Genomic DNA, 12,186 nt, shown 5'->3' on the forward strand with positions numbered 1-12,186 from the left:
GCCTGCGACTGGTCGCTATAGACGTTGGTGACCGGTCGGAAAATTTGCAGACTGCGACTTTGCAGGCCATGTTGAGCCTCGAAAGGTAATCGCAGTGTCCGACGAAAACACAGTTCCTCCGCCTCCCCCGCCCGCGCCGAACGTCATTGCTATGCCGCCGCGTGTCGCAAAGGATGATCGCAATAAGTCGCAACGAAAATTCGGCAAGCCTGTCATCGACTATGGGTTCGCCATCGTTCCGTCTTTGCTCATGCAGGCTCAGCACCGCTTGGGGCTGAATCCGGTGCAGTTTAATATCATCTTGCACTTGATCGATTTTTGGTGGGACGCAGAGAAAAGGCCTTTCCCTAAAAAAGAAACCCTCGCCGAGCGCATGAACATGAGCGAACGGCAAATCCAACGGCATATTGCCGAGCTAGAGAATGCTGGACTGGTGAAGAGGATTGGTCGGACCAAAAGAGGTCATGGTAAGATCAGCAATGAATATGATCTGACCGGCCTAATAGATCGACTTAAGGCGTTAGAGCCCGAGTTCACAGACGTTAGGGAGGAGAACAAGAAGAAGCGTAAGAACGTTGGTCTTCCTTCCCATAAACGAAAGGCATGATTTTTTACAGCTTCGCAGTGTAGCTCAGAGGATAGAGCCCTTGGTTTCTAGGTATATAGTGGATTTAGCATTTTCACTCATACCGCTGAGGAGGTCGTAGGTTCAAGTCCTACCACTGCGTTCTTTTCAATCTTGTAAATGTCAGAGTTAAGTGTCGCAGAAGCGGATGCGCGAAGCCTGGATGCAGACTGGTTCAGACGGGGCCGGAATGATCACCATCGGGCCGATGGCGGAATGTCTGTATCAGCTCTGGGTGGCGGGGATAGCTGACGCTTACGCCCAGGCAGATCGCGACCAACTTGGGGCCGTCACATAAAAGGGGCACAGATATACGCTCTCATGACTGCCATCCGAGATACTGCCCGAGTTTACCCCTTCGCTGGCCGCAAGACCAGCGTTCGTATTGACCTTGGCGGGTGTGCCAACGGGATAGCAGAGTGTGCGACAAACCCTGTCGCTTTGACCGGCTGTACGGAAACCTGAAACCGGGGGTTTGCCGACACCCGACCGCGTTAGCGTATATCTGGGGCCGTTCTATGTGCTGACCCCAACTTACGACATTCAGCCGCTAGGCCGTAAACGACCGCGCAAGCTGAAGCCTGCCGTCCGCCGGGGGAGGAACCGGCCCGGCAGCTAAGCGCCTCAAATACGGTCGTTAGACCGGCCCACTGGCCCGCCCAGAAGCCGCTATTCGTTCACGAGATATAGCGGCTGCAATTAGGGGGAACGGATAGTAATGGTCATCGACGAAGGGACCAAGCAGGCCGCAATCTCTACGACGACGTCGGTTCTTGGTTACGGTGCGGGCTCGTCCTGCGCGGGAGCCTCGGGCGGTTCTGGAGGCGCCTGCCGCTTCGCAAGGCGATCCTGCCACGCCTTTTGGAACGCCGGCCCTTTGCTGTCGGGCGGGGTCGCGGGGCGGTGTACGAAGATCGGCACCGGTGCGGGCAGTTCAGGGCCGATGACTACAGCCTCGCCCGGTGCAAGCATGGGCACGAACTGAGCGGCACCGCGGTCGAGATCGCCACAGGCGCGCTCGACCGTCTCGCGGTCCTGATCATTGGTCAGGCGGTGGACGATAAGAGTGCCAAGTTGGCTGAGCACGTCCGGCGGCACGTCGCGTGGGCGCTGGGTCGCGAGCACGCACGTCAGCCCATATTTTCGTCCTTCCTTGGCGATAATGCCAAAGGAGTCGAGTTTGATCGACGCATAATCGTCCCCGACGGTCCGGCCGAGAAATTGATGGGCCTCATCAAGGAACACCACCAGAGGGTCGGTCCGAAAACGATTAGCGCGCGCCTCGCTGAGCAGAAAGCGTCCGATCACGTTGAGAAGGATCTCGCGTGTATTATGCTCAAAACGCACCTCCTTGAAGGACACCACGGCGACATCTCGCGCGTCGTCCTCGAAGAAAGCGCGAAGTTCGTCGACGAGCGAGACTCCGTCCTGTCCGAAGACGCATTGCAGTTCTTGCGACGCGAGGAGCGTGTTGATCCGCGCAGTCAGGCTTTCGCAGAAGGCGACACTGCCTTGGTCGGCATTGCCGAAATGGCCTGGCTCACCGGTCAGATAGATGCATTCGGCTCGGATCTGCTCTGCGAGGCGATGAATGTCGAAGGCGCATCCAGGCGCATGCAGCGTGACCGCGTGATCACGCACGGCCGTGAGGAATGGCGCGCGCGGCTTCGTGCGTTTGATGATCGTTCCGTCCACGACAGTGACGCCCTGCGAGATGGCAGCCCCCATTGCGCTTACCAGCTTGAGACTGCGGATCGCTTCGCGCAGCTTGGGTCCCTGGCTCTGTCCCGATGGCCGGAACAGCGAAAATAGATCGTCCTCTGTCATGTGCCGATAGGGGAAATACGCTAACTCCTGACCTGCAGTCGGCTCCGCAAAGGTGAATACCGTGTCGACACAGGCGAGGTCGGAAAACTCACCGGTCGGATCGAGAACGATTGCCTTGCCGCCAGCGGCCTTCACCTGCTCGACCAGCGTAGCGACTGTCCAGCTCTTGCCTCCCCCGGTCGCGCCAAACACCCCGCAATGACGTCCAAAGAGGCGATCGGGGGGCAGGCAGACATCAACCCCGTCGGCGGCGTCGATCCGGCCGATGCTTAGGGTCAGATCGTCTGATCCTGCAACCGCATTGCGGATCAGGGTCGCGAGAAGCTGGGGCTGGGCGAGATAGACTGCGTCACCGATCTGCGGGAACTGGACAAGGCCTCGCTTCAGCCTATTGGAACGCTGTTCGACAGCGGCGAGCAGCTGCACCCGCCCGATCGGGTTGACCGTACCGCCATCGCCTACCTTGGGCTCGACGGTCAGCCGCTCGCCGTCGGGCAGGCGGGTCTCGACGATGCGACCAAGTATGAAGGATTGCTCGCAATCGATAAACACGAAGTCGCCGACCGCTCCTAACGACGTTCCCCGGCTTTCGCGCCCCGGCACGGCGTTGGGCAGGTTCATATGGACATGGGACGCCGTGACTTGGGTCACCGTACCGACGTAGCGATCGGTCTCGATCGGATTGATCGGGTTCATCCCGGACCCGCCGCATCTTGCTGGATAGCGCGCATGCGCTGGATATGTCGCTCGCGGTCGGTTTCGCCGATCAGGTCCGGCATCGCGGCGGCGAGATCCTGGAACCGGCCGTTCATCAGGTGCACACGGGCATCGCCACTGTCGGCTAGACGCCGGAACCGCGTAAGAAAGTGGTTGGGAAGCTCGGCCTTGCCCGCCAGATCGTGGGCCCCGAGCAACAGCTGCTCGTCGGGGATGAAAGCGATGTCGCAGATCGCGAGCCGCAGCGACATGTTGGATTCGATCGCGGACATGATCGGACTGCTGATATGATCGTCATTGAACCCGAACCCGGAAATCAGGAGCGCGGTATCTGGTTCGCGCAAGGCCGCCTGGAAGGCCGAGAGCATGTCGAGATAGGGCGCATCGAAACTCTCCTGATATTTGCTCGAACGCGGATAGATCAGGACCGGCTTGCCGACCTGCGCGCGCGTGCGCAGGATGTCGCCTTCGACACGGCGCCAGTCGATCGAGCCATGCAGCTTGTAGAATTGCAGGACATTGGCAACATAGTCGGGGTTCTCGCGGTGTCCCTCCCGACGCACGATATCGAGATCGAAATGGGTGCGATCGTAGGTTTGGTCGAGATTGTGCGAAAAACCGTCGATCAACGTGAAGCGTGATCGGCGCGCGACCTCTTCAAAGCAGAGGTCATAATTAGTTGTGAAGAGTTTGGCGCGGGGTTTGCGCACCCCACGGCGTCCGATTTTGCGGACCAGAGCGTCATGAGCGTCGAGGCCGCTCTCTCGATCGATGAAGTCGACGCGCGCTAGGATTGCTTGCTCGGCGGTTTCGACAAAAGCCTGCATGGATAGCACGGGCTCGCTAGTCTCACCGTCATGAAGTTCGAGATAGAGTTTGCATAAGGTGAGCAGCTTCTCGATATTCTCGCTCACGCGCTCGGCGCCGAAGCTGTCAACGATCGCATCGAAAACAGCGTCGCCCGCCGCAGCGCGCACAGCGACCCAGACATCCCACATCCCCGCCGGTGTCGGTCGCCCTTGCGGATTGCTGACGCCGAAGGACGAGCCGGTGCCGGTGAGGACTACCAGATTGGTGGCGTTGAGGATGTTCAGCAGCACGCTGCCGACCGCGTTGGCCGACCCTGGGACCGGCTCATCGTCGGGATCGCCCTCCATGTTGACTGCCGCCCGCCAGCCCGTGCCCGGGACATAGAGTCTGATATTCGCAGCATTGGCAGCACGGCCGTCCCAGAATGGCATTTGAATCCCTGTTGTCGTTCACCCTGTCTCCAGGAGCTTCGCGGGCTTTTGGGCTAAAGGAAAGCGATAGTTCTTACAATGCTACGGCCGCGTCCCATGCTTGCGACATTACGCTTGCAAAGTCACCATCTCGGACGGCTCGGCGGATATCTTCACCTTTAAGAGGAATAATCAATAAATCCTCACGGCTTCCTCGCAACATTTCTTTATTTATAGTTTCTGTAAAGCCATTCCAAGAAATCAAGAATCCTAAGGTGGTGCGCTGACTTCTGTTTTCTAGCTTTGAACGAAATATTACGAACTCGTTCTTACCGCATCGACCAGACCAGTTTTTACATTCGGCCAGTATGAGAGCACCCTCTCGTCTCAGCCTCGGTTCATTGCTGTCGTTGATGATCGAAATATCAATTTCTTCAGTTTCGGTGAGGATACGTTGGTTCACCGTCATCCCTGGCACGGTTTCGAACAGTCTAGCGCATAGCTCCTCTAACGAGCGTCCTTTAGCTTGATTGTTAGATGCGTTCTCCACGGCATCCACGAGATCGTCTAAATCGAGACTCCCCCAGCCCGAAAGGCGAGCTGCTATTTCGGCAACACGTTTCCCGACCTCATCCGCTGCGTGCGCAGCCGCTTCCTCTACCTGTTCTGCGATTTTGCGAACTTCGGCATATGCCTTTGCAAGGTTGGTTTCTGATGTTGAAATCTCAAATCGCAAAGCGACGTAGGCGCCATCATCGTCTTGATAAGTGACTTCCGCATCACCGCACGACTTTTGTCTGGCTTCAACCGCTCGTCGCACAAGATCTAGATATTGCTCAAGTCCAACTGGCGAATACCAATATTTTCGGGTCCATGTATGGTCTGCTTCTCCTACAAGGACGTTCGCACGACGATATAGGGTTCCGCTCCATGCCATGCGATGAACGTTGCCGTCGATTTCGCCGATCTGCACCCCACATCCGTCCTGGATGTCGTCTATGTTCAAATCTTTGAGGACGGCAGGTGGTAGGAATGATGGCTCGTCGATTTCCGCGCCTTTAAGAATTTGTCGAGCATCCTTCGCCTTCATGCGCATTCAATCCTGCCTACGGTCAGAATTTCACATAGTTAGCGCAGGAGGGCTGGACACGACAGCCTTGGCTCTAATTTCCTTTTCAGCATCCTTTCGGGGCTCTCGCGAATGATAGCTCTCGGCTGAACCCGCCGTTGGACGAGGCCCCTGCGGATGGCTGTTTTGTCCCACCCTCGGTCGCAAGCGGACTGACCGATCATGGACTCGCCATTTTTCCAATTGAATGACCAACAAGGGGCGCAGTGCGCTCAATTTGACCCGCCAGGTCAGTCAACTAAACGGTCGTTTAGTTGACTGACAACTCCCGCAAAATTCAGGCGCGCAGGAGTGGCTCATTTCCGCGTATTGTGCACTGCACAAAATCTGCGAATTTTCCGGTAGTCAACTTATCTGAAAAAATTTTCAGCTAAGTTGACAGAATTGTCCATCCGGTTCAGATTCGAACAAATCAAGAACCGGAAGGACACTGACATGACCCATCAGTTCATCGTTCGGATGCCGCCCGGACTGCGTTCTGCTCTCAAGGAGCGCGCGGTCGAAAACCACCGCTCGATGAACGGGCAGGCCATCTATGAAATTGAGGCGGCCCAATGAAGCTGGGATATGCGCGCGTCAGCACCGGCGAGCAGAACATGCGATTGCAGATCGACGCGCTTCGCGCAGCAGGTGCGGAGCGGATATTTGAGGACCATGGCGTCTCCGGCTCAACGGTCTTCAAGCCTGCTTACACCGAAATGCTGAAGCTCGCCCGGGCTGGCGATGAGATTATAGTCTGGCGCCTGGATCGCCTGTCGCGCTCGCTCGTGACCCTCATCACCGAGCTTCAGCTGCTCGGTGAATTGAAGGTAGGCTTCCGGTCCCTATCCGAGGAGCTTGAAACGGTGACGCCAGCGGGGCGCCTGTTTTTCCATATGGTCGGTGCCTTCGCGCAGTTCGAGCGTGACGTTATTCAGGAACGTACCAACGCGGGACTTCTCGCGGCTCGAAATGCCGGCACAAAGTTGGGCCGTCCCCCGGTGATGGACGATGCGCGTTGGAAGCAGGTCAAGGAGCTGATCGAAGGCCCCGCTGCTATGAAGGTATCGGCGGTCGCGAAGCTGGTCGGCGTGACGCGCCAAGCGATCTACAAGCGGCTCGATGCCGAGAAGAAGGCGGCTGAAGTCGCTTAGTTATCCCCTGCCCTGCCCTGCCCTGCCCTGCCCTGTACTGAAGTCGGTTCCATCTCGGGCATTCTCCCGGTCGGATCACGATGCCTGTGCGGTGGTAAGCGGGTTCCGTAATCGCGCGGCAAGGCCGTGTCCTTCGCTTCGTTGCTGTTTGACGCATTTGGTGTCCTCGCCTTCCTAAGCGGGCCTGGGCCTTTGGCCCCAAGCAGAAAAGCGGCGTGTAGCGCCTACGGTTTCCGCGCTGCGGACCCTCCGTCTTTCAGCTTGCCCGCGTCAGGCGGTCCACCTCTCGAATTGCGTCAGCAACTTGAGAGCGAAGGATAAAGACCATGCAGAACATCGCAGAATTTCGGATCATCGGCCGCGTCGGCAAGATCGAGATCAAGGACAAGGTTGCGTTCCTTGATGTGGCAGCAAATTACAGCCGCAAGGTCGATGACCAGTGGGAAGACGACCCGCACTGGAACCACCTCACCCTCTTCGGCAAGAACGTCGAGCGGGCGAAGAAGATCGGCAAGGGCGACCTCATCCACGTCACCGGCCGCGTCCGCCAAAGCCGCTTTGAGCGTGAGGGCCTGCGCGAGTACCGTGTTGATCTGATCGTCGAGCGCCTTGCGGTCCTGATCCGTAACGGCGGCCCAGCGGATCGTGACCACGAGGACGATTGACCGGATAAGGGCGGCGCGGTGCGTCGCCCTTATCGGATAATCTAAATTACCGGATATTTAAAATTATCGGATTTTTATAAAAACCGGGTAACGTTCGAAATCTGGTATTTTGGGATACCCGGTCTTGTCAAAAACCGGGTATTTTATTAAACCCGGTAATCTGTAAGACCGGGTAAGCGTTCAAAGCCGCTTCCGATTATCCGGTAATTCTAAATACCAGATAACCTTAAGCGGTTTGAGGATAGACAATGCCGACCATAGCTATCGCGTCGCCCAAAGGTGGGGCGGGTAAGAGCACCACCGCCGTAATCCTGGGGACCGAACTGGCTCATGCTGGCGTACCAGTGACGATGCTCGATTGTGACCCGAACAAGTCACTCACCTTATGGGCCGCGCGTGGGACAGTGCCCGACCGGATAAAGGTTCTGACTGACATTACCGAATCCGACATTATCAAAACCATTCGCGAGCACGATCGCGATGGGCAGATTGTCATCGTTGACCTTGAGGGTGTGGCATCACGCCTTATGTCACGCGCGATCTCGCAGGCCGACCTCGTGATCACGCCCATGCGTGCCACAACCCTTGATGCCATGATTGGAGCACGCACGATCGCGCTCATCCAAGAAGAAGAAGAGGCGTTAGGGCGCTCTATTCCGTTTGCGATTGTCTTCACTATGACGAAGGCTATCCGATCGAAGCAGCATTCGGGGATCGAAGCCTCATTGAGCGATCAGGGTGTTGACGTGATCAAGCCCGAGTTGATGGAACGAGCGGCCTTCTCAAGCTTCTTCGAATTCGGCGGAGATCTCTACTCGATGCCGGCGCAAGGCAAAATCGAGAACGCGCAAGAGAACGCTTCTGCGTTCGCGAAAGCCGTGTTTGAGCGACTGGTAGGGGAGGGGGCTGATGCCTGAGGACAAGCCTTTCAGCATCAATGTTGGGCAACTTAAGGCGAGGCCAAAGCAGGCCGATCAAAGCCGCGTCGAGGCAGTCGACAGGGCCGCGGCCGAACATGGCTTCGTCCAGCGCGAACCTGGCGGGAAACGTGGACGGCCCAAAAGTCCGAGGACGGGGCAGGTCCATGCCAAAGTGCTTCCGAATGTCGCTGATGAAATTTCGCAAGAAGCGCAGCGTCGGGGTGTAACTCAAGGTGTGCTTATTGAGGAGGCTTGGGCCGCGTACCTCGAAAGCAACGGAAGGCGCTGACAAAGAAGGAGCGAGGGCAGCAGTCGGGTGCAACCGACCGCCGCCCTCTGATCACAACCGCAAAACTGGAGTTTGCGAATCATGACTGAAGACGACCTAGCCGTGTATCTGCGTCCACGCGAATCCGAATGGACCTTGGCCCTGGAACGCTATCGCGATGCGTGCGCGGTGATGCGTCGTGTGATCGATCAAGCCGAAGCTGAAGGGAAGGACCTTCCGTCTGGACCTGAAGATGCTCACGAAGCGGCAGCGCGTGCCTTGATCTTAACTCCCGGAACGCACCTCCTGCATGTTGCGCAGAAAGTGCGAGCCCTGGACAACCTGCTCGGATTGTCTGCAAACTGGCCCGGTCTAGCCGATGTTTTGATCCATGATCTGATGCAGCTCATCGGCACTAGCGATGGTGAGCAGGCGTTCTTGCCAAGCTCAATCATGTTCATGCCGACGAGGACTGTCGCTTGATCTGGCATCTGGAAGCGCGATTCGGAGCTTATGCTTCCCGGATCGCGCTTCCTGCCCGTCGTGCATGGCAGGCGCATGGTGAGTTATGTCGCGCCATATGAGTGGGCCGACCATAGGCAGCGACCACATCAAGGCAAACATGAACGCCTTTCGCACGGACACGAAAACTGCCGTGAATGGGAGCGCGACAACTCCGATAAGAAACCAAAGGAACGATAGCGCGGCCATGTTCGTGGCACCCCTTTCAAAGCGGCCCTAAGCCCGACGAGCTCAGGTTGCTTCCAGCGCTTCCAGATGGCGCGCTATGCTCTCGCCGCCATGCTTCTCGATCGCCTTTGCAATCACCTTTGCCTGGCTTCGATCCATGGCCGGGATCTTCACTCGACCGAGCGCCGTCAGGAAGATTTCTCGCCCAGCGTCCTTCGCTGCGAGCGTAGCAGCTTTGGCTCGTTCATCGAGTTCCGCGAGTTCACGTTTGAGCTGTTCCCGGCGGGCTTCAATTGCGGTCAGATCGTCGGTCTTAGCAGCCGGTCGAGCCATGACTTACTCCAGTAAAAGATGGGTGGGATCGGCACGAATCATGGCTCAGGTTGGTTTTGATTGCCAGAATGGGTTTCTGAAAATCCAAACAAATTGACGCGCGCCAAGGGCGCTCAGTCTCACCGGAATATGGTGTGCTTAGGGCCCTCTTGGTGGGGCTCTGGCGCTCCCGCTTCAAAGCCCATTTCCGCTTCCACGTTTTCCGGCAGATTCCCTTGAGAGGGAAGGGTGTTTGTTGTAGGAAGGAGTAACGGTTAGGTATGGCAGGATATGCCAATTGGCACCAATGTAAACATTTGGTGTTTGGCGCCGCTGCACGGGGCTTTTGGTTCATGATCGTTAGTACGCGCATGTCCGACGAACTGGTGGCCGAGATTGATCGTCTCGCCGTCGCACAGGGGCAGAGCCGTGCGTCGTGGATCGCCAGCACCTTGCAGCGCGCGGCGCTGTCCTCTGAGAACGACAACTTGCCCGTGACTGAAGTGCAGGGCAGGGGCCATCCCGACGACTATGTGCGCGTCACTGTTCGTCTTCATCGCCACGAAATCGAGGCGATCGAGGATGTAGCCGGGCCGTTGCACCTCACCCGAAACGAGTGGATCAAGCGCACCTTGCGTTGGGCGCTTTGGGACAAGGCGGGGGCGCTCCGGCTTGCGCCCGTGAGCCAGACCGAGCTTGGCAAGCTGCGTAAGCAGATCCTCGCGATTGGCCGAAACATCAATCAGGCGGTGCACGCGATGAACGCAGCGAACCAGCCTGAAAGCCGCCTCGAATTGCATCGCGTGGCCGCGCAGTTTCTCGAAACCTGCGCCGACCTGAAGGCGGTGGTATTCAAGACCCGGCGCGAGCTTTCCTCCTATGTGGGCGGCGAAGTCGGATACTGGATCGAGGCTCACAAGGCGCAAGACGAGGACGGGCAGGGATGAGCTTTCGCTTCACACCCGGCACGCTCGACAGCCTCGCGGGCGTCTATGCGCCGCCCAAGAAGCGCAAGCCAGGAAGCGGCGGTGGGAAGGCGTCAGCTCCAAAAGCGGGTGGAACGCTCCTTGCCTTCGCGGTCTCTTCAATGCTTCCTTCCCCGTCCAAACCGAGGAGCGAGAATCGACCCAGCGCACAGGCCAAGCATGCTTTTGGCGGTAGCACTTCGGCGTCCGCAACGGGGCGCGCCATTCGGTCCATGGAGCGCACGGCGCGGCGCGCGCCGGAGGTCGTGGTGCGCGTGACCGGACGCCAGCATGGTGGCGGGCATGTCCTTGCAAACTTCTCCTACATCAGCCGTCTGGGGCATGGCGAGGACGTCCAGGTGCCTCTCTACACGAGCGATGGCGACGTCCTTCGGGATGGACAGGACATGCGCATTCTTGCCCAGGACTGGCAGGAGTGGGAAGTCGGAGGCGATGATCGGCGCAAGGGCGCGACCTCGATTTCGATGGTTCTTTCGATGCCGGCAGCGACCGAACCCGAGGCGCTGAAGGCGTCGGTGCTCGATTTCGCGCGCGAGGAATTTGCCAATCGCTCCTGGGTTGCCGCTCTCCACGTCGACCGCGATCACCCGCATGTTCACCTGACAATTGCACGTCGCGATCATGATGGGCGGCGCTTCCATCCGAACCGTGATGACCTCTTTCGGTATCGTCAGCGGTTCGCCCAGAAGCTGCGTGATCGTGGAATAGAGGCGAACGCGACGCCGGCACGGGCGCGCGGGATCGATCCTACGCACGAGCCAATTGCGGCGAAGAAGATGCGCGAAAAGGGGCTGGTGCCGCGGATAGACAAGAGCCGGGCCGAACGTGCACAGGGGTTCCGCGATAGAGGCATGCCCGATCCGGTGAGGCAGGTCTTGGCCGAGCGCCACGCGACGGTTTTGCAGACCTACGCCAAGTCGATCATGGAGCTGTCTTCGTCTCCCTCGCTGTCCGATCAGGTGACGGCGCAGACGCTATCCAAGTTCATCGAGGCGATGCCCGATCCAGAGAGCAATTCGGAGCGGGCGGCGCGGCTCAGGCTTGAAAGAGAGCGTGGGTTGCGACCGGTCGAAGATCGCGATCCAATTGCCCTGGCGCTTGCGAAATATCAGCAGCGTAGTCTCGGCGCCCAGGAATCGGAACAGGCGGAGGCGGGTGTCCGGCCATCTGACAAGCTGAGCGGCAATGCGCTCGATGATGGCGTCTCGGATAGGCTCAAGGCCTTCATTGAGAAGGCTGGCGAAGATAAGTCCGGAGAGGCCGTCGATCGAGCCGATGACATTCTCCGGCGTGTTCGCGAACGTGACCTGGAGCGCCAACAGCGTGACATTGATCGGTCCAAGGATCGAGGAGGGCCCCAACGATGACGGATGAGGGCACGCGCCTTGCTGTCGCGGCGATCCTTGAAACCGTGATGGCAATGCAGTCCGAAATGGCGGCGATGAATGCCAGGCAGGTCGAGATCCTCGACCGCTTGAACCATATCGATGCCGGGCTCGCGACGACGACAGACCTTGTGCCGATGTTGGAGATCATTCTCGCGCGCCTTATTGAAGACCGGGATCGTCAGGCCGAGGGCTTTGAACGGACCGCCGAACTGGCCGCTTTCGCCCATGCCGCCGCGAGTGGGCAGGGGGCACCGTTGCCGGACGAGGTTGCAGATCACGCATTATTGAAGCGTTTTGCCTATCTGC

Annotated in this window: 13 protein-coding genes, 1 tRNA gene and 1 pseudogene; 11 read left to right on the top strand and 4 right to left on the bottom strand. The window is 58.3% G+C overall.

Annotation, left to right across the window (positions count from 1 at the left end):
• The first annotated feature begins 94 nt into the window (after positions 1-94).
• A complete protein-coding gene (locus I5E68_RS18865) occupies positions 95-607 on the top strand; it encodes a helix-turn-helix domain-containing protein (RefSeq protein ID WP_197167118.1) in 513 nt (170 codons plus the stop codon).
• Between the two features lie 13 nt (positions 608-620).
• A tRNA-OTHER gene (locus I5E68_RS18870) sits at positions 621-728 on the top strand.
• 674 nt (positions 729-1,402) lie between these two features.
• Here I5E68_RS18870 and I5E68_RS18875 read toward each other — a convergent pair.
• From I5E68_RS18875 to I5E68_RS18885, 3 genes are all read right to left on the bottom strand, one after another.
• On the bottom strand, positions 1,403-3,148 hold the full coding sequence (locus I5E68_RS18875) for an ATP-binding protein (protein ID WP_197167119.1): 1,746 nt from the start codon (positions 3,146-3,148) through the stop codon (positions 1,403-1,405).
• Entirely contained in the window at positions 3,145-4,410 is a 1,266-nt protein-coding gene (locus I5E68_RS18880) for an SIR2 family protein (RefSeq protein WP_197167120.1), read from the bottom strand. Before I5E68_RS18880 ends, I5E68_RS18875 begins: the two co-directional genes overlap by 4 nt.
• A gap of 73 nt (positions 4,411-4,483) precedes the next feature.
• Positions 4,484-5,479: a restriction endonuclease gene (locus I5E68_RS18885; RefSeq protein ID WP_197167121.1), complete on the bottom strand. Its 996-nt coding sequence runs from the start codon at positions 5,477-5,479 to the stop codon at positions 4,484-4,486.
• 474 nt (positions 5,480-5,953) lie between these two features.
• On the opposite strand from I5E68_RS18885, the gene I5E68_RS18890 reads away from it, so the two are divergent.
• The 6 genes from I5E68_RS18890 to I5E68_RS18915 all read left to right on the top strand — a co-directional run bounded on the left by I5E68_RS18890 (position 5,954) and on the right by I5E68_RS18915 (position 8,987).
• Positions 5,954-6,076: an Arc family DNA-binding protein gene (locus I5E68_RS18890; RefSeq protein WP_197167122.1), complete on the top strand. Its 123-nt coding sequence runs from the start codon at positions 5,954-5,956 to the stop codon at positions 6,074-6,076.
• Positions 6,073-6,651, top strand: coding sequence for a recombinase family protein (locus I5E68_RS18895; RefSeq protein ID WP_039396081.1), 579 nt, complete (start codon positions 6,073-6,075; stop codon positions 6,649-6,651). Before I5E68_RS18890 ends, I5E68_RS18895 begins: the two co-directional genes overlap by 4 nt.
• 326 nt (positions 6,652-6,977) lie before the next feature.
• Complete coding sequence (locus I5E68_RS18900; protein WP_197167123.1) at positions 6,978-7,316, top strand: single-stranded DNA-binding protein; 339 nt, start codon at positions 6,978-6,980, stop codon at positions 7,314-7,316.
• Between the two features lie 248 nt (positions 7,317-7,564).
• Positions 7,565-8,233: a ParA family protein gene (locus I5E68_RS18905; RefSeq protein ID WP_197167125.1), complete on the top strand. Its 669-nt coding sequence runs from the start codon at positions 7,565-7,567 to the stop codon at positions 8,231-8,233.
• The gene (locus I5E68_RS18910) at positions 8,226-8,525 is read left to right on the top strand and encodes a chromosome partitioning protein ParB (protein WP_197167127.1); all 300 of its coding nucleotides are present in this window, start codon (positions 8,226-8,228) and stop codon (positions 8,523-8,525) included. Before I5E68_RS18905 ends, I5E68_RS18910 begins: the two co-directional genes overlap by 8 nt.
• A gap of 81 nt (positions 8,526-8,606) precedes the next feature.
• Positions 8,607-8,987, top strand: coding sequence for a hypothetical protein (locus I5E68_RS18915; RefSeq protein ID WP_228727367.1), 381 nt, complete (start codon positions 8,607-8,609; stop codon positions 8,985-8,987).
• A 270-nt stretch (positions 8,988-9,257) separates the two neighbouring features.
• On the opposite strand, the gene I5E68_RS18920 is transcribed toward I5E68_RS18915, so the two are convergent.
• Complete coding sequence (locus I5E68_RS18920) at positions 9,258-9,527, bottom strand: hypothetical protein (RefSeq protein ID WP_197167131.1); 270 nt, start codon at positions 9,525-9,527, stop codon at positions 9,258-9,260.
• A 350-nt stretch (positions 9,528-9,877) separates the two neighbouring features.
• Between I5E68_RS18920 and I5E68_RS18925 the strand changes: the two genes are divergently transcribed.
• From I5E68_RS18925 to I5E68_RS18935, 3 genes and pseudogenes are all read left to right on the top strand, one after another.
• Positions 9,878-10,453 (top strand): hypothetical protein, encoded by a 576-nt coding sequence (locus I5E68_RS18925; protein WP_197167133.1) that lies wholly within the window; start codon positions 9,878-9,880, stop codon positions 10,451-10,453.
• Positions 10,450-11,859 (top strand): relaxase/mobilization nuclease domain-containing protein, encoded by a 1,410-nt coding sequence (locus I5E68_RS18930; protein WP_228727368.1) that lies wholly within the window; start codon positions 10,450-10,452, stop codon positions 11,857-11,859. The genes I5E68_RS18925 and I5E68_RS18930 overlap by 4 nt, the downstream gene beginning before the upstream one ends.
• A pseudogene (locus I5E68_RS18935) lies at positions 11,856-12,186 on the top strand (hypothetical protein); the annotation flags it as partial. The gene I5E68_RS18930 and the pseudogene I5E68_RS18935, both read left to right, overlap by 4 nt.

The sequence above is a fragment of the Novosphingobium aureum genome (assembly GCF_015865035.1).
Lineage (GTDB): Bacteria > Pseudomonadota > Alphaproteobacteria > Sphingomonadales > Sphingomonadaceae > Novosphingobium > Novosphingobium aureum.

Bases quoted from the DNA above. Each gene is read 5' to 3' on its own strand.
- I5E68_RS18880 (WP_197167120.1), bottom strand. From the start codon at position 4,410: ATGCCATTCTGGGACGGCCGTGCTGCCAATGCTGCGAATATCAGACTC.
- I5E68_RS18910 (WP_197167127.1), top strand. From the start codon at position 8,226: ATGCCTGAGGACAAGCCTTTCAGCATCAATGTTGGGCAACTTAAGGCG.
- I5E68_RS18930 (WP_228727368.1), top strand. From the start codon at position 10,450: ATGAGCTTTCGCTTCACACCCGGCACGCTCGACAGCCTCGCGGGCGTC.
- I5E68_RS18875 (WP_197167119.1), bottom strand. From the start codon at position 3,148: ATGAACCCGATCAATCCGATCGAGACCGATCGCTACGTCGGTACGGTG.
- I5E68_RS18915 (WP_228727367.1), top strand. From the start codon at position 8,607: ATGACTGAAGACGACCTAGCCGTGTATCTGCGTCCACGCGAATCCGAA.
- I5E68_RS18890 (WP_197167122.1), top strand. From the start codon at position 5,954: ATGACCCATCAGTTCATCGTTCGGATGCCGCCCGGACTGCGTTCTGCT.
- I5E68_RS18925 (WP_197167133.1), top strand. From the start codon at position 9,878: ATGTCCGACGAACTGGTGGCCGAGATTGATCGTCTCGCCGTCGCACAG.
- I5E68_RS18920 (WP_197167131.1), bottom strand. From the start codon at position 9,527: ATGGCTCGACCGGCTGCTAAGACCGACGATCTGACCGCAATTGAAGCC.
- I5E68_RS18885 (WP_197167121.1), bottom strand. From the start codon at position 5,479: ATGAAGGCGAAGGATGCTCGACAAATTCTTAAAGGCGCGGAAATCGAC.
- I5E68_RS18895 (WP_039396081.1), top strand. From the start codon at position 6,073: ATGAAGCTGGGATATGCGCGCGTCAGCACCGGCGAGCAGAACATGCGA.
- I5E68_RS18900 (WP_197167123.1), top strand. From the start codon at position 6,978: ATGCAGAACATCGCAGAATTTCGGATCATCGGCCGCGTCGGCAAGATC.
- I5E68_RS18905 (WP_197167125.1), top strand. From the start codon at position 7,565: ATGCCGACCATAGCTATCGCGTCGCCCAAAGGTGGGGCGGGTAAGAGC.